General features: G+C 52.2%; 15 protein-coding genes. 2 read left to right on the forward strand and 13 right to left on the reverse strand.

The window, feature by feature from the left end:
- Window positions 1–82: 82 nt before the first annotated feature.
- Window positions 83–1,621: an IS3 family transposase gene (locus HBO23_RS12560; protein WP_039615185.1), complete on the reverse strand. Its 1,539-nt coding sequence runs from the start codon at window positions 1,619–1,621 to the stop codon at window positions 83–85.
- A 516-nt stretch (window positions 1,622–2,137) separates the two neighbouring features.
- Between HBO23_RS12560 and HBO23_RS12565 the strand changes: the two genes are divergently transcribed.
- Together HBO23_RS12565 and HBO23_RS12570 are read left to right on the forward strand one after the other, a co-directional pair.
- Complete coding sequence (locus HBO23_RS12565; protein WP_170038252.1) at window positions 2,138–3,163, forward strand: hypothetical protein; 1,026 nt, start codon at window positions 2,138–2,140, stop codon at window positions 3,161–3,163.
- Window positions 3,164–3,956: 793 nt separating this feature from the next.
- Window positions 3,957–5,336, forward strand: a complete 1,380-nt coding sequence (locus HBO23_RS12570) for a DUF6035 family protein (protein ID WP_170038254.1) — start codon at window positions 3,957–3,959, stop codon at window positions 5,334–5,336.
- Window positions 5,337–5,571: 235 nt separating this feature from the next.
- On the opposite strand, the gene HBO23_RS12575 is transcribed toward HBO23_RS12570, so the two are convergent.
- From HBO23_RS12575 to HBO23_RS12630, 12 genes are all read right to left on the reverse strand, one after another.
- Window positions 5,572–6,129 carry a GIY-YIG nuclease family protein gene (locus HBO23_RS12575; RefSeq protein ID WP_346343058.1) on the reverse strand — a complete coding sequence of 186 codons (558 nt, stop codon included), beginning with the start codon at window positions 6,127–6,129 and terminating at the stop codon, window positions 5,572–5,574.
- A 10-nt stretch (window positions 6,130–6,139) separates the two neighbouring features.
- Window positions 6,140–6,949 (reverse strand): TIGR02391 family protein, encoded by an 810-nt coding sequence (locus HBO23_RS12580; RefSeq protein ID WP_170038256.1) that lies wholly within the window; start codon window positions 6,947–6,949, stop codon window positions 6,140–6,142.
- 95 nt (window positions 6,950–7,044) lie between these two features.
- Window positions 7,045–7,830 (reverse strand): aldo/keto reductase, encoded by a 786-nt coding sequence (locus tag HBO23_RS12585; RefSeq protein ID WP_170038258.1) that lies wholly within the window; start codon window positions 7,828–7,830, stop codon window positions 7,045–7,047.
- Complete coding sequence (locus HBO23_RS12590; RefSeq protein WP_170038260.1) at window positions 7,827–8,408, reverse strand: AAA family ATPase; 582 nt, start codon at window positions 8,406–8,408, stop codon at window positions 7,827–7,829. Before HBO23_RS12590 ends, HBO23_RS12585 begins: the two co-directional genes overlap by 4 nt.
- A complete protein-coding gene (locus HBO23_RS12595) occupies window positions 8,405–9,019 on the reverse strand; it encodes a 3'-5' exonuclease (RefSeq protein ID WP_170038262.1) in 615 nt (204 codons plus the stop codon). Before HBO23_RS12595 ends, HBO23_RS12590 begins: the two co-directional genes overlap by 4 nt.
- The gene (locus HBO23_RS12600) at window positions 9,019–10,155 is read right to left on the reverse strand and encodes a radical SAM protein (RefSeq protein ID WP_170038264.1); all 1,137 of its coding nucleotides are present in this window, start codon (window positions 10,153–10,155) and stop codon (window positions 9,019–9,021) included. The genes HBO23_RS12595 and HBO23_RS12600 overlap by 1 nt, the downstream gene beginning before the upstream one ends.
- 536 nt (window positions 10,156–10,691) lie before the next feature.
- On the reverse strand, window positions 10,692–11,930 hold the full coding sequence (locus tag HBO23_RS12605) for a hypothetical protein (RefSeq protein ID WP_170038266.1): 1,239 nt from the start codon (window positions 11,928–11,930) through the stop codon (window positions 10,692–10,694).
- A 201-nt stretch (window positions 11,931–12,131) separates the two neighbouring features.
- A complete protein-coding gene (locus tag HBO23_RS12610) occupies window positions 12,132–13,160 on the reverse strand; it encodes a hypothetical protein (RefSeq protein WP_170038268.1) in 1,029 nt (342 codons plus the stop codon).
- Window positions 13,161–13,269: 109 nt separating this feature from the next.
- Entirely contained in the window at window positions 13,270–13,818 is a 549-nt protein-coding gene (locus HBO23_RS12615) for a 3'-5' exonuclease (RefSeq protein WP_170038270.1), read from the reverse strand.
- 64 nt (window positions 13,819–13,882) lie between these two features.
- Window positions 13,883–14,779 carry an ATP-binding protein gene (locus tag HBO23_RS12620; protein WP_170038272.1) on the reverse strand — a complete coding sequence of 299 codons (897 nt, stop codon included), beginning with the start codon at window positions 14,777–14,779 and terminating at the stop codon, window positions 13,883–13,885.
- Window positions 14,779–15,267 carry a hypothetical protein gene (locus HBO23_RS12625; RefSeq protein ID WP_170038274.1) on the reverse strand — a complete coding sequence of 163 codons (489 nt, stop codon included), beginning with the start codon at window positions 15,265–15,267 and terminating at the stop codon, window positions 14,779–14,781. The genes HBO23_RS12620 and HBO23_RS12625 overlap by 1 nt, the downstream gene beginning before the upstream one ends.
- On the reverse strand, window positions 15,264–16,208 hold the full coding sequence (locus tag HBO23_RS12630; protein WP_170038276.1) for a CBASS oligonucleotide cyclase: 945 nt from the start codon (window positions 16,206–16,208) through the stop codon (window positions 15,264–15,266). The genes HBO23_RS12625 and HBO23_RS12630 overlap by 4 nt, the downstream gene beginning before the upstream one ends.
- Between the last annotated feature and the right edge of the window lie 125 nt (window positions 16,209–16,333).

Genomic DNA, 16,333 nt, shown 5'->3' on the forward strand with positions numbered 1-16,333 from the left:
GTTGCTGGTAACAAAATCAGCAATCCGCCCTGGGTCAAATTTCAATCGGCAGGGTGGGGATGCGGACAAAAACTTGGACTGGTTATGCCGCTAAGCCCAGGCTTTCACGATACTCAATGGGACTGAGCGCGCCGAGGGAAATCTTTATACGTTTTTCGTTGTACCAGCGAATGTATGAATCCAAGGCCTGAATGAACTGCTCGATGCTCGTTGACTGCCAGTTGCGAGGATAGAACAGTTCCGTTTTCAGTCGGCCGAAGAAACCTTCACAAGCCGCGTTGTCTGGTGAGCAGCCTTTGCGCGACATCGAACGAATCAGCTTCGCATCAGCGATGCGCGATAACCAGCCGGGCCAGCGGTAGTGAGCGCCACGATCGGAGTGAACAACAGGCCGTTTATCGTTACTGGCCACCGTTTCGATAGCTGCATCCAGCATCGTGTTCACAAGCTCGGCGTCGGGACGCGTGCCGATCGACCAACTGATTACCTTCCCATCGAAGCAGTCGATCATGGGGGACAGGTACACCTTGCCTGCCGGGATCTGGAACTCCGAGATGTCGGTCAGCCATTTCTCATTCGGAGCTAGGGCCGTGAAGTCGCGGTTGAGGAGGTTTTCCGGCGCCGGACTGATCTCCCCGAGGTAGGAACCGTATCGACGCCGTTTCGGCTTGGCGACGACTAGGCACTCCTGCTTCATCAAGCGCTGCACCACCTTCTCTGAAAGGCGCACACGCTGCCTGCTCAACGAAGCTCGCATCCGACGGTAGCCATAGCAACGATGATTGCGCTCGAATATGTCCGCCATGGCACGACGCACTTCGGTGTACTTTTCCGCGACCTGCATTCGGGCTCGATGATAGAAATAGGAGCTTCGGGCCAAGCCCAACGCGTCAAGCAGCTCTAGCAAGGAGTACCTATGCCTAAGGGCATCAGCCAGCAATGTCTTCTCCCGATTGGTCAGGACTTGCCGGTTGATGCCCGTCTCTTTTTTTATGAGTTCATTCGCCCTCATCAACAGGTCATGTTCAAGCTGCAAACGGCGAACATCGAGCTGGAGAGATTCGAGTTGCCGCTGCAACTCCTCTCGTTCCGGTGACGATGAGGGTTCAAGTCGACACTTCATGGATGGGGATACCTCTGGGCCGAGTAGCTGGTTTTTCCAGTTGTACAAGGTCGGCCTGCACACGCCCAGCTTTTGAGCCAGGGCTTTCGCACTTTCTTTTCGCGTGCACAGCGCGATGACCGCTGCCTGCTTCACCGCTGGCGGCCGGGCTAACCCGTCTGATCGACTGACAACACGCGTATGCAACTCGGGGTGCATTTCGTAAATCCAGGCACGCAAAGAATCCCGCGCGGGGTAGCCCAACGCCTTGATGGTAGCGGCGATGTTGCGACCGTATTCGAGATAGTGCTCGACAGCCTTTTCCCTTTGGGCCGGTGAGTACTTCGACTTCGAGTTCTCGTAGCAACGCGGCAGGTCGAGGCATCGCTCATACTCTGCGTGCCAGCTCTTCAAAGAGTTCTTCGTCGGGTAGCCCAACTGACGAATAGTTGCCCCGGTTCGCTTGCCCAGTTTGATGTAGAGCTTGACCGCTCGGATACGGTCTTCGTATGAATACATGAACTACCTCCAGGTAGTCCAAGATTTCCGCCGCATCCCCGGCGGGTCAATTTTCCATCAGCGCCAACATACACGCCCCGTTGAGCATGCAGCTCTTCGACTTCCTGCGGACGCAGGACACGTCTATTCCCTCTTGAAACCGCCGAGGTTCGCCGATGGTGAAGAAGTCGCTGACTTGGTCATCGTCAAAAAATCTACATCCTGGCAGTGCAGGCCAAGAACTGATTGCGGGCAAATTTTTTGCCCCGCTAAAAGGTGGCAGTGAATCGGTGCGCTATGTTGGGCATCACGTCGTTCTTCCGCGGAGACAACGACGGCAGTCCGCAGTGGAGCAGTTCAAGGCCTGGTTATTCAAAGACCTGCAATCGTGAGCTAAGCAGGCTTGAGGCGGACATTGCCCCAGCGCCATAGATGGTACAGCCGGCTTTCCACTCTTCTTAACAGAAGGCAAACTGCAAACTAATTCTGAATCGCCATCATTGCGCCCGCTGATCGCGGAGCTAAGGAATAGCACAAATGCTTTACGAGTTGACCATACCGGCTCTCGCTAGCAGTCGTCGCGTACCGATAGAACGCCCCGATGCATTAGGCATCAGCGAGAAGTACATCGAGGAGTTTCTGGCGTCACACCTCGTGGAATTGATCCCAGAAGAGCAGCTTATGCTGCTAGCCCAGGAACGACAGTTCCAAGAAGAGGCTGATATTCTAGCCCTCGACCGCAAGGGCACCCTTTTTATATTCGAGCTGAAGCGGTGGCAATCCAGTGCCGAGAACTTGCTTCAAGTCATGCGCTACGGGCAAAAATTCGGTCGCTATACTTATGTACAACTGGAAGCGATGGTCCAGAGCCAACAGCGCCTAGAGGGTGCCCTGAGTACGCGTCATCAAGAGTATTTTGGGCTTGAGGCTCCTCTTAAGGAGCAAGAGTTCAATCAAGACCAGCGATTCGTCGTCGTCACGAATGGTGTCGACCGTGACACTCTGGAGGCGATTCAGTATTGGTCGAAAAAGGGTGTCCACATCGACAGCCTTACGTACAAGCTGTATCAGGTGGCGGGCAACCCATTCATCCAGTTCGACACCTACAACCCCGAGCTAGACCTGTTGATGGAGGTCAACCCGGGCATCTTCATCGTCAACACCAACCGCACCTACATGGACGACGCCTGGCGCGACATGCTTGGCGATGGAAAGAAAGGTAAGGCGGCTGCCTACTACGACCGCAAAAATGCGGTTCGACGCATTAGTAAAGGGTCCACTGTATTCCTTTACCACACCGGCGTTGGGGTGATCGCCAAAGGTAAGGCAACCGGGGGGGTGCAGATCACCGATTACAGCGGGGATGCGGACGAGGAATTCTTCGTCCCACTTCAATTTGAGTGGGCTCTACCTTCTCCCGATACCTGGTCCTCCCGAGCGCCCAAAGCATATGAGATCAATGCCTCAACCGGAGCCAGCAATCGCTTCCGTCAAACGGTTTTCAACGCATCAGAAGAGATGCGAGATGCGATTCAAGCGGTGTGGGTGGCGCGCAAAGGTTGAACCAAGGCTCGACAGATCGTTCCCGTATGGACGAAACATCTTGGGAAGCACTGGCCCAGACAATGTCGTCGAGTAGTACTCCCCCAGTAGAAAGTGGCCTGTTACAGGTCTTTGATTATTCAACATGAGGAAACAGCGACACATGGACGTCACCATGATTCAGCACCCCGTCGGACAAGGCGGAATGTTCAGCGGCGACCCTGAGAGTCTCTAGGTATCGTTGGGCAGGCTGTTTAGCTGATCATTTCTGCCGCTCCATAGGCAATGGAGATCCATCCACTTCCAGTGGATTGCTACATTGGGGGCATATCTGAGGGCATGCTTTGGATGGTTTGAAAAGGATGCCCCCAGCCTGAGGTCCAACAGCCCCTTCTCGAAAAAGTCATACGCTTCTGCTCCCAAACCGCCGTCGAGCGCTATCCGATCACCTCAGCTTGTCGGTTACTATCTTCTGGCACCTCTGAAATACTGCCGGCCCGGTGCAGGGACGCGATACTGTCCTCCCCCCGAACATAGCGGCATGACCCAAGGGTGACGGAGACCAACACGATCAATGAGGAACGGGTGTAAGCGTATGGCGAATTACCCTCTAGCTCTTATGGCCGGGATCGGGTAGGTGAGTTGCCGGACGGCTAGCCATTTTCTTCCCGTAAGTCCCACCTAAATCAATGCACGGCCGGTTGAGGTTTGACTCAATGGGCGTGATGGCATCATAGCGGCCCCGCGACCTTTCAATAGGAATGATGCGTTCCACCCATCAGACCAGGATGCAAGACCAATCAGGGAGTGATCAATGTTCACTTATGACGTAGCCCAGCCTACGGAACAAATGCTGCTAAACGAAATTCTAAGTCTCGATAACGGGGAGCCTCTGGACGTAGACACGTTCCTGAGGCGCGATTTGGTGGTCGTAATACAGGATAGGAACGAACTCGCCGGCCGCTACGCTCGCAACCCGAATCAGCCATGGCTGATATGCAGGATTTGCGGCGGTGCGGTGATGCTCGTGCTTACGCAACAGCGGCGGTTTCACTTCCGTCACCATCCGGATGAAGAAGGCACCAGGGGCTGCCCGATATCGACTAAAGGGGCATTCAGCGTCGATCAGATCAATCGGATGAAATACAACGCTGCGAAAGAAAGCGCAGCTCACCTGCGACTCAAAGGCATTATTAAGGACAGCTTGTATGCCGATTCGACCTGCTCGGAACCAGAGGTTGAAAAGGTATGGCGTGGAATGCCCATCGCTGACCGGGCAACATGGCGCAAGCCTGATGTTCAAGTTTACCGGAAGCAGCAGCGGTTTGCGTTTGAAGTCCAGCTGTCCACTACCTTTCTTACGGAGATCGTAGGCAGAAGAGAGTTCTACCGCGTCAACGGTGGTGCCATCGTGTGGGTTTTCGAGGGCTTCAATCCCCAAGAAAACCGTACCGCTGAACAGGATATTTTCTACCTCAATAACCTGAACGTCTTCGTTGTGAATGAGCGAACGTTGGAGCGCTCCCGAGAAGCAAAACGTATGGCGCTGACCTGCTGGTACGCGGTTCCACATCTCAAAGGTCGGATGATCTTCAACGAATGGCATCAAAAAGAGGTGTTTCTTGATCAGCTAACTGTCGATACGGAACAACAACTGGTCTATTTCTACGACTACGTGACCCACCGAAAAGAGCTGGAGGAAACGATCGCTCCTGCCCGACTTCGCCAAGAATTCCACGACTTTTGGCTAGAACACGGTACCAGCGAGGAGCCTGAGGCTGACATGGTCTGGAGCGAGCTGCGAGAACGTATAATTCTCGCGATGCCTCAGATTTCGCTGCCTCGCTCATTTCATGAGGGCCGATTTCATGGCGCAGTATCCATTGTTCTCAGCGCAAGATATGGTCGCCCCATTGGCTACCGCCTGCCCCGCCTAATCAATGTGACGAACACTGCATTCGACTACTACAAAGCCTACTTGTTGCCTTTCGGCTGGACACTGGAAGCTTTTCACCAAGCAGAGTCGTTGGCTTCCCAGGACACGAAAAAGACGTGGGAGAAACGCCGAAAAATCATTCGAGAAGCTCTGCGAAGCAAAGATCCGGCATACCGCCAAGACCTCAAATACAACCGGTTGTTTGCGCTCTTGGTGCCTGAGATCAAGGAAGAACTTGCGGCTGGGAGACATTGGTGAGAAAAGGCATGGCTCACCCCTGGCCTTTCATGCCTAGTAGCTCATTGGCGTGTTTACTCTCCACATGAGAATCGCCTTAAAAAAAGCGCGCGCGGGCTTAGACGTTGATCACCTCCACCCCCGCCACGAATACCCAATCTCGCGTTTTTTCACTGGGCCACCGATCCGCGGCAGCGCCTTCACTTAGCGAACCTTTATTTCACGGCCATGATCGAGAAAGTTCGAGGCGTGGGGATCAATCACGATCTTCCCGCGAGATATCCGAAAAGTCTGTGAGCACATCGCAATTGATGCAGTGGTACATGCAGGAAGCGTCTTGGTAATGCATACCGCAAAAGCATCCACAAAACGGGCAGCACTCTTGGATCTCCAAATCACCCCACGCCCAGACGCCCATGTATTCCGGTAACGCGTCTCGCCCATACCCCGTGATTTCGAATGCATCAGCATTTTTCGCTATGAATCCATCTTCGCCTTCATCCATCAGGATGGGCAAGACGTCAGCAGGTTCGATCCGGAACCATTCTCCTATCTGCCTCTGTGGCGCGAAATGGATGTGGAGCTTCCTTTCAAGAGCTGCATCATTTTCTGAATGAATCCAGCCCATCACCTCCAAAGGAAAGGGGCTACCGGTCTGTAGCTGACCACGCCGGCGCGTGATGTCGCTAGCGCGCCCAATTTTGATGTGGATGCAATTGTTGGCCTGTACCTGACCAATGAAATAGACCGGCATCGCATTTTTCTCGATAGAGGTGAGTCGGGACGAAGGGGCTGAAGAAATCCGCTGGCTCACCCTACTGAACCTAAGGGTTTATCTTTCGGGTGACATCAAGCTTACGATGCATCAGCGATACCATCGTGAGAATGTCGAGGGCGTCTTGCTCGGACATAGGCCAATCTATCTTCGTCGCATGCGCCAAAGGATTGCGGACGGCGCCGAACAGTCCGATTAGCAGATTCGCAAATCCCCTCTGCTCACTTTTCTCAGACTCGGTGGCCAGGGGGCCCAAGGCAAGCATTGGGCTTTGCCCAAGGAAAGCCTTTGTCACCAAATCGGCGCCATCACCATTCAAGCCCGAAAGATTTCGGATTCGTGCCGCAATCCCCTTTGTAGCCTCAAATACGGCGTGGAAGTAATTTTCGCTCAACAGTTCTGCCCTACAATATTTCATAACCTCCTCATGTACTGCTCGGGCTTCTAGCGCAGCTTTGAGCCGGCCTACACGGGCACGGGCCACATCCAGTGTGGTTGCCTTGTCCGCACGCCCGACCTTTCCATCATCGCGCACATAGAATCCCGAGAATGCTAGGACAACGTTGAGCTCATCCCTGCGCCAAATAAAGGCCTCACGATCCCGGGCGTAGCTCACAGGATTCATAGCGCTGTTGATGAAAAGAATGAGATGGTTCCCGACCTGATGCTGGTTTTGCATTTGTGCCAAAGCGTTGAACAAGCGCTTCCACTTGGTGTTGTTGGCGTCGGCGTCCGGAACGCGAATGTCTTGGAGGAGATATCCAATTTGAGTGCCGCTCAAGCCACGTTCCGTATCAGCCAGAACTCGACATGCAGCTTCTACGTGTTGCGAACTAAAAGGTGGGATGCGGGTACTCAAAGCCAATCTCCATCGGTAAACACTAGAGTGCCACTCGAGCAGCTGGGAAAAATAGCCCATAGGCCAATGTGTCGAATGAGAGAGCGCACGAGGTGCTAGCCCTCAATATCCGATCTGAGGTTTTCCTCCAGATGCTCAACTCTGGATGTGCCCGGAATTGGGAACATGACCGGCGAGTAGTTCAGAAGCCATTTCAAGGCATGGGTTGCCGAGGCGGACTGGCCTCGAACCTCACCGGTTGAAAAATACCTTCCGGCGCTCAGAGGCGCGTAGGGAATGAACGCTATTTCGTTCTGCTCACACCAGCGGATCACATCCTCGGACTGGTTATCCAGGATGCTAAATTGATTCTGAACCGCGGCGATGGGTGCAATCGCAATCGCCTGCGTGATTTGAGGAATATCGACTTTCGACAAGCCCAGGCATTTGATCTTCCCTTCTTGTCGCATCTGCTCAAGCTCCCCGACCTGGTCAGCCAAGGGGACTTTTGGATCGACACGGTGCAAGTAATACAGATCTATCGCTTCGACGTTGAGCTGCCTGAGGCTCATCTCAACGCACTGGCGCAAATACGCAGGAACGCCGCATGGCGTCCACTTGCCGGGACCTTGACGGGTGAAGCCACCTTTAGTTGCAATGATCAGGTCGTCGGCATAGGGAAACAACGCTTTACGAATTAGCCCCTCGGCCACATTTGGCCCATAGGCGTCAGCGGTATCGATGTGTTGCACGCCCAACTCCACCGCTTTACGCAGGAGCTGAACAGCTTCAGCTTCTGAAGCTGGTGGGCCCCAGATGCCCGGCCCCGTGAGCCTCATGGTGCCAAACCCGAGGCGCCGAACCTGCTTTCCTGCCAAGAGTCCCGTACGGGCGGCGGTCATAAGTGCTCCAATTTTCGAAGGATATGGGTATGTAAGCTATCGAGAAGAGCATCCCGTACGTCAGGAACAAGCATCTGATGCTGGATCCCGAAGTCGCTCAAAATCTGGTGCAAATGGCTGTCGACGGACGCCCTGAAAGGCAAGTTGGTATCGCGTCCTGGACCAAGAGCAATGGAGCTATCAAGCCTGGTCGCAACGATCGTCGTGTAGCCAGGAAGCTGGCTGGTGATTAATGATTTGACCACGTCTACCTGGTGCATCGGTGCAGGTGTACCTCGATGCTCGACTGCGGCATTCCAATACGCCACGGCATCCATGATCGGTCGATCGACCAATATCACCTCGGCAGTGTCAACCGCTGCTCGTTGCGCCTCGAGCGTACGGTCGATAAACCACATCGTGGAGTCGTAGGTATGCTGAGTGAGCAGCGGGATACCTTGCTGTACCGCCAGCTTCCCGAACGATGGGATGGTAGCAACGCAGATGCCTTTGCACTCAAGTAAAACTTTGAGCGCTTCACAGAAGGTGGATTTCCCCGTGGAGTGGGTTCCAGTGACGCCTAAAAGAACAGGCTTCACCATAGGCTTCCTTGCTCCGGGGGAGGCGATTGCTCGTGAGGTTGCGTTTTGAGCTGCGCGACTTTGCAGATGTCCTTCCAAGTGCTGACAGCTGACTTTTCGATGAGATGATCAAGCAATAAGGCCGTCGCATAAGCATCATCTGCTGCTCGGTGGAGCTGGTCGGCGACTTTGTCGCGCAACCCTGTGTCAATGAGCAATGACTCAAGCCGATGGCTCTTGGCGTTAGGGTAGACGTGACGAGCAAGTTTCAAAGTGTCGATGACCCCCACTGGCGACCATTCGGGTAGGTGACGCTTCATCACGCCATAGTCGACCGACGCATTATGCGCGACGAACCATCGGCTCTGCAGTTGCTGCTCGACGTCATCCATGATCTCAGTCCAGGATGGGCAATTTTCCAGCTCCGCGTTTTTAATACCGTGGATTCGCTGGGCCTGCCAAGTGATCCGGTGGACGGGCTTGATTAACCAAGACAAAATCTCGCGGTTTTCCGTCGGTGGAAATGAGGCGATTCCCACCTCGACCAAGTCGGGTGGCGTATGCCCATTGCCCTCAACGTCTACGATGATGATTGGTTCAGAGGGCCAGGCGAAGTCTGTTTTTAGCATCAGAGATTCCTTGTAGCCTCGGCGCGGCCATGGCGCGCGTAGTGATGGGGTTTGTCAGCGTCGTGCACCTGATAGCCTAGTGAGTGCTGTAAATAGTAACGACGCTGTTCATCCAGGCCACGAACGACAATCGCACGGTCGTTCACCTGCGGGTCTTCCACAGCACCCAGCTCGTGGCACATTCGATTGAGAATCTGCTGATCTGGCTTCTTCCATGCCGCCTTGCAGATGGAGAATTGGGAGCTAGGGCAGGTATCGCATAGTTCGGTGATGCCGAAGTGTCCGTTGTAATCGGGTTGCGCATGCGCAAAGGCGACTCCGCAAGAGGTTTTGTGGAAGATCGGTGTCACCTGATTCTGTTCCCCATACAATCTGAGCAACCTATGCTCATCTTCCAGCGGGAGTAGTTTTCGTCTTGCCGTCATTTTGTAAGGTTCAGGGATTCCTTGGCTCTGGTAAAACTCGGCTATTTCCTTTCGATAGAACAGACCGCTAAATACGGTCGCATGGGCATGGTTGGCCAGCGCCGCGGCCTTTGCAATGTGTTCAAACGAGTCGTTTAGCCCTGGAACGATTGGGCGCCAATACAACACCACTTTGTAGTGCCTGGCATGGCGGAACAGCATCTTCAGACTGTTGGCAGCGATCGAAGACTTGATGGGCTCGATCTTCGGATCATCAATTCCTGAGTACGTAACCAGCACTGTCAGCTTGATATTTCTGAGCGTATTGAAGCGCTCGCAATCGTCCTGAGATACACGCCATCGAGTGATCACAAGCACATTGTTGGTCAGCCCGGCCTCATCAAGCATACGCAGCAGATTATGAGTATGACTCTTGACCTCGGGGAGCATCGGATCGGTGGCCCGGTTGAACAACTGAATGGGTGTGATATGAGGCTGGAAATACCGGTGAGTGATAAATCGCTGGAAGGCTTCTTCATCGCTCATCAATGCTTGCGGCGTTCGCTGATCGAAATTTCCATAGAGATGACGAACGCAGTAGCTGCAATCGAGTGGACAGCCAATGATGTGATTCAAGCTCAGCCCGCTTTTGCGGTAACCGACAGGATCTACAAGGTTCGGGTTGGCGTTTTTTAACTGCGTCGAGTCGATGATTCTAACCTGGGATCTCACTGCGATTCTCCTTGCTTGCAATCGGATCAACAGATGGAGTAAGCGCCCATTTAGGGTGCCTATCCGCCCATCCTTGGTACGTAACAGTAATGGCCAGATGATAGCTTGATTCCTGAGCGCACCGGCAAGTCCGGCTCGTATGGCTGTGCCAATAGTTGCTCTATCCGCAGCCCCCTTGCTCTAGCGCCATAGGATGTGATCCAAAACAATTGCTAACCCAGCAAAAAACACACTATGTTGTGGTAAAGCAAATCAAAAAACACCATATAACGTGGTTTCCATCTGATGTGCCTGCTGTCGACCGATGTATTTCGTAATATCCTTAACGCATGAAGGAGATTTCGTATGACAGATCGTCGCCCTATCAACAAAGACGTCAACGTTCCCAAGCCAGGCGGTGGTGAGCAGCCACGCTCTCGAAATCAAGATGGACAGATTCGAGATAAGCGGAGTGATGCGGGTAAACCCCGCAAGTGACGTGCAATAAAATTCAGCAGGGAGCGTACGCCCTCTGCTGACTTTGCCTCTCGACAGAATCACGCGATTTTCGCGCCTTTTGCGCTACTGATACCTTCGAGCACCGGTCGCATCACCTCGGCGGTGTAACGCGGCAGAGGCATCTTAAAGCTACCATCTGGGTCGTCTAGAATCAGGCTGTAAATGACCTCAGAAATCTGACAGATTTTAGACCCTTTCAATCGGTCATATTCGTACTGTTTCTCCTCCTCAGCCACACGCACGATGGCAGATGGGATCCAGTTACCGGCATGTGTGGCCCCCTTGAAAACTCCTTTCTCAAGCGATTTATCCGCTTGTTTAACAGCCTTCCAAATAATGCTAAATATGTTGCTGACAGAGCTAGAGGCAAGCAAAGGCCTCAAAACCTCGCGTGTTGCGCGCTCGGCCTTGAACTTTACCGATGCGTTCTCCACTCGGTAGTTCAGATACTCTATGAGTTCTTCTTCAGCAATCTCATAGATTAGCTCTTTCAAAACAGGCTCAAGTTCAGCCTTATTTCTATCCAGGTCATAAGCGATTAGCATCTGAAGAGACTGAATATCTAAGGCTATGCCGTCAGCACCATCGCTGACATTAGGAACCCACCACAAAAAGTCATATCGTTCATATGTGCGATAAAAGTCTAGCGCATCAAACGATGTTTCCGGGGATACCAGGATGATACGCCTACTGAATAAATCTTTGATGCACTTATCTTGATACCCGGACGTAGGTGCCAACCGGCGATGCCATCGTTGAAGCTGTACAAATGATAAACACGTCACGTCAGTTGGGGCTGCCATCATAAGAGAAGCGAGCAAGATTACTTTTTCACGAAGCGTCAACCCCTCGTAGGGGACTCTGCAGTGCATACCGTCGCCATTGAGCTGGCCTAAGTATTCACTTATACAACCCCTACAACCACAGGTATCGCCCCGATAGATCGCGTAAGTGTGATCGCACCCGGTGCACACCGGTCTATTCGCAGTTCTATTTCGGGCAGCACGCTTCTGAGTCGCATGGGCAGTGCAATGAGGACACGAAAGATCTTTACGTTCCAAATTAGGAAGGAGCGGTAAAAGTGAGTTTGCATTAGATTTGATGGAAAACTCATTTAATAGCTCGCTGACCTTTTCGCCTTGTAGATATCGTTGATAAATACTTTCAACTTGCTCGGCAGAGAGATGACCTAGTGGATCAGCAATTACCTCAGTCGTCTTGACCAAGGCGATTTCGCTAGCACCAGAGCTGAGCTCATCAAATTCTTCAGGTAACATATAATTTAAAAATCCTTTTTACGGAAGCTACTGGGCACGCACCTAGGGAATACCACGATTGTTTATTATTGCAACCCAGCGACGTCAAGTTTCGCCTTGAGAAGATCGAGAATAGCACTTAATGTATCACCTGACCTCTAACCATCTTCCAAAATTCATATCAACATTCAAAGGCCATGATTGCCAAATAGCTCGCTAAAACTACTTCTTCACCACAGCCTGCTCAACACCGCTAGACTGCATAAGCGGATTCTTGGCATCACCAGTTTTTACCTGGCCATTATCCAATGTAAGAGAAAACCAGTGACGATGACCACTCTGCACTTGACTAGAAAATAGCGTCCAATACTCAGTCGAAGTTTCTGCTTCCATGTGAAAGTTAACAGAAGCGATCTTGTAATTCTCTTTCAGCCTGCTCATACCCTCTCGCAGCCTCCCATACTCCTGCTCTCTACTTTTCTCCTGGCTCTTCGCACCAAAGTAATGGATAAGGCCATGTTCAAGCAACAGGCCTTCTTCTTTTTTCTGCACCTCATCAATCATCGAATTACCTAAAATAAAATGAAGTGCATACGGGCTTTCTTTTGTAATTGAGAGAGCCTTGAACAAATTATAATAAACAAATACGTCTTTTTCTGTTGTAGAGATACCATACAGTGAGTCACTGTAGCCGCGGTGATCTCGTTTTAACGGGCGGCGAGCAGGATCGTCGGTGGAGCCGACGTATAGAACCTCCGTGTCAATTCCAAGATTTATGTTATGCATCATCAAAAACTCGTGCACAGTGAACCCTGCTGCATAGGACTGACCAGGGCCCCAAAGCCCGATGAATCGACCTTCATCGAAAATTACTGGAAGCTGAACACCTATCAGCTCGGGCAAAGCTGGAAGTCGGACTTTCTTGGGCTTTCTTTTCGAACCCATCTCTAGGTGAATAATTACTTCTTTCTTAGTCCAGCTATACTCAGGGGCCTTCTTGGTACTAAACCGCACTTTATCTCTAGACGCAATGAAGTAGACAAAGCGCTTATCATTACATTCTTCGACTTCTTTTCGGTAGGCACGTAGCTGGTCTGAAATGCGTTTCTGGTAGTCGACACCGACGGGTGGATTCACTAACAGATCAAACCAAAAAACCGTGTAGTCTGTCAGCTCAACATGCCAGTCCTTTTCAGCACTTTTGTAAACTGGATTATCTTTAATAAAACTCAAGTAGCCACGAGATCCCATTTCCCTTCCTTACACTCGTTGGAGGAGCCACACTCTACCCTCCCCGCCAGAGCAGAGTTAAGCTAGTTACAATTAATAAAACCAGGACAAAAAAGATAGCGAAGGAGTTTTATTCCATAATTTTTTTACGGATCAGAGAAAACAATTCCGCCTGGTAAATAGCGTCATGCAAGGCATCGTGGTCGCCGGCACATTCCGGATTAACCACCTTTGCTATTTCGCTAGATCGCGTCATCTTCCATGTGCAGTCTGAAGCACCAAAATACATCGACTTGATGTCCAGTGCAGCTATACCAAATGGATTTTCACCGAGAAATTGGTGAAAATAATAATTCACGAACCCCCAGTCAAAGGATGCATTGAATCCCACGAACACTACGGTTTCGCTATCGGAAGCCAATGAATCGATCCAGGTCTTGAAGCGAGACATTGCCTCTTTCGGCTCCAGACCTTCTGCACGAAGCTTCTCTAGCGAGAGACCCGTAACCTCCATTGCCTCCGGGACGAAGTCATCAGAAATGGGCTTGATATAGCAGGAAAACTGAGCGTCGACGTCTGAGACGACGCATGCCCCTATGGAAAGCATGCTGTATTTGCCAGGAATTGGGCCTGAAGCCTCAACGTCGACCGACACGAATATCTCTTTACCTGCCTTCATACATGCTCCGCTTGCATTGGAATGTTCTACGTGTGGGTAGCACCGCTACCATGGACAGCATGCGTCAGTTGTCTTCCATGACGGGAGACGGACGCATCGACAAAAGGGACTCAGTCAGATCCTTGAAGCTCAAGGCTCGATCTGGAAAAGCCTTGGCCATTGCTGATGGGTATAACCGAGTGCGAATATCAGAGTATGTCCAGGCGGGTTGATTTCCCCGCTCTCCCGTCGCAGCAGCCAACTCACCAAGTTGTTTATCCGAAAGCCCCATCCCCGCCAGATCCATGCTGAAGAGCGCTTTTCTCTCAGCAACGTCAGGGCGAGTGAACTCCTCAACGATGGCAGCACGTCGGCGTAGAGCAGCGTCAAGCACCGACAACCGATTAGTGCAGAGGATCACCACAACACGACCACCGTATTTCCGTAGGTCATCGACACCTTGAATTAGCGTGTTCACTGCGACTTTGTCTTCGTGGTGACTCTGGCTTTGAGACCTGGAAGCAGCTATCGAATCCCCCTCGTCGATGATCAAGATTGCACGGCGGTTCTTGCCCGCGGCCTCTACCACCTCTGCCCAGGCTTGAGTCAACAGCGTTCCCATTTCACCGACCTTACCGGAACCGCGCACCCGATTGCTCAGTTTGAACAATACGGAATCTTCAGTGCGCGACTCACGGACGATTCGGTTCGCAATGCACTCTGCTGTTGCTGTCTTGCCTGTCCCCACGTCACCGTGAAAAATTACAAGTGGATATTGGTCAGCTATCAGATTGCAGATGGGCAATACGCTTTTGTGATGAGTATTGCTCCACTCCTGCAATTGGCCTTGGTTGAGCAACAGGCGAAGCTGGTTGTGGATACGCTCATAACGACTATCAAATCCAAGTAGCACGCCCTCACGCTCAGTTAGTTCCCGCTGCGGCAAGTCGATTGCGGCATCGAATACGCTGTTCTTAGTCATCAAGTGTAGTCCTTGCGTTGCATGCCGTAGCCATTGCTGGAGTATTCACGCCCACCGCTCTGTGTCAGCCGCGAGTGACTGATATCGTCGTTGCTCGTCGTCCAGGAGATCTTCATTCTCCCGGCCAATTTTTCTTGTGCTTGTTGATCGTAAGTGCTGTGGTGAGACAGTACGATTCGCAGATGGGGCCCAGCAACTTTCGGCCAGCGGGCATCGCCAGGACGATCGTTAGCTAACGTCCCCGACTCATTGACGTAAAAACGGGTTGCCTTCTGTTCGACCCCGTGACTGAGGAGCGTGAGATCGACGTAATTTAGATAGCCGTTCTTGGCCAGCAGTTCGATGTCATTCCCCCATTCGCGAGCACGCTCTTCAGTGACAGCTCCACTGCTGGAAGCGATCATCACCAGGTCGGAGGTTATGCGACGCACCACCGCCTCGATATCTGTGGTGGTGTAGGTCGTCGTTTGCGTGCTGGTCTGGGTCATGCCGCATCCTCCACCTTGAACGCTCGACCGAACAATTCTTTCCAGATTTCGAAATCACCTTCGACAGACGCAAAATTTGCCGTTTCCCAAGACGCCTCTGCGATCCGAACAATTTCCTTGCGTTCGTCCTCAGTAATCCGGCTGGCCACGTTATTCGTGTCGCACACGGGATCAAGAATCACGACAGGGTCAGTGAAATCGGAGGCAGCTCGGTTTTCGGGAAACTTGATGACTTCCTGCAGGCCGGACTCGACAATGTAGAGGAGAAAATCTCGAAAGCGCTTTTCCAGAGAACCCTCTTTTCCGTTCACCTCCAGCACGTGAGCCATGATGAGCTCAATGTGAAAGGACTTAAGCGGGCACTCGGCCTTCGTACGCCACCGCTTCGCCAAGCGCACAAGGGTGCGGAAGTCAGGATCTTGATCCTTGCGATCCTTAACGAATTTCACTTGGCACGGCGCGCAGGTTTCGGTCTTCGAGCCATCGATACGGTCGAACTGCCAGCCGTAACCTTCCTTGTTCGGGTTTTCAATGACCGGAACGATGTCCACGTCCAGCCCGGTACCAACGAACGTAACGGTCGCGGCCTTGCGCTGGATTTCAAAGTCCTCAACCGCTTTGTTCGGATACAGCTTGATCAGCGCCTCATAGATTTTTTGGCTCAGGCTTGAAAACGTTTCCTCATCTACCTTTTCGCCGCTGATGTAAAACACCACATCCACATCGACGGCGTCCTCGGAAGTCTTCCGAAGGATGGTGTGCTTAGCGAACGATCCAGCCTTCACCACGCGCTTGATGGATATCTTGTCCTGCTTCTTAAGGCTGTCGCGCAACGCGGCGATGAGCCGATCGACCTGGGCGTTATAGGTTTCGCGCTTATCCTTCGGCAAGCGCAACACGTTACTGTCGTAGTACCTGACCTGCGTATTGGTAAGTGGCATCGGCCGCTCCCTCCTAGAAATGGTTGAGATAGTTGCAACAGCCTTCCTACCAACAGCTACACCACATGCCGACGGATGGATTGGCGGAACGACGCCTGCTTCATGCACGCACCATTCAAACGGCT

The organism is Pseudomonas sp. WS 5532 (assembly GCF_012985445.1).
Taxonomy (GTDB): domain Bacteria; phylum Pseudomonadota; class Gammaproteobacteria; order Pseudomonadales; family Pseudomonadaceae; genus Aquipseudomonas; species Aquipseudomonas edaphica.

Coding starts and splice junctions, on each gene's coding strand:
- HBO23_RS12560 (WP_039615185.1), bottom strand. CDS start 1,621: ATGTATTCATACGAAGACCGTATCCGAGCGGTCAAGCTCTACATCAAA.
- HBO23_RS12565 (WP_170038252.1), top strand. CDS start 2,138: ATGCTTTACGAGTTGACCATACCGGCTCTCGCTAGCAGTCGTCGCGTA.
- HBO23_RS12570 (WP_170038254.1), top strand. CDS start 3,957: ATGTTCACTTATGACGTAGCCCAGCCTACGGAACAAATGCTGCTAAAC.
- HBO23_RS12585 (WP_170038258.1), bottom strand. CDS start 7,830: ATGACCGCCGCCCGTACGGGACTCTTGGCAGGAAAGCAGGTTCGGCGC.
- HBO23_RS12595 (WP_170038262.1), bottom strand. CDS start 9,019: ATGCTAAAAACAGACTTCGCCTGGCCCTCTGAACCAATCATCATCGTA.
- HBO23_RS12605 (WP_170038266.1), bottom strand. CDS start 11,930: ATGTTACCTGAAGAATTTGATGAGCTCAGCTCTGGTGCTAGCGAAATC.
- HBO23_RS12610 (WP_170038268.1), bottom strand. CDS start 13,160: ATGGGATCTCGTGGCTACTTGAGTTTTATTAAAGATAATCCAGTTTAC.
- HBO23_RS12615 (WP_170038270.1), bottom strand. CDS start 13,818: ATGAAGGCAGGTAAAGAGATATTCGTGTCGGTCGACGTTGAGGCTTCA.
- HBO23_RS12620 (WP_170038272.1), bottom strand. CDS start 14,779: ATGACTAAGAACAGCGTATTCGATGCCGCAATCGACTTGCCGCAGCGG.
- HBO23_RS12625 (WP_170038274.1), bottom strand. CDS start 15,267: ATGACCCAGACCAGCACGCAAACGACGACCTACACCACCACAGATATC.
- HBO23_RS12630 (WP_170038276.1), bottom strand. CDS start 16,208: ATGCCACTTACCAATACGCAGGTCAGGTACTACGACAGTAACGTGTTG.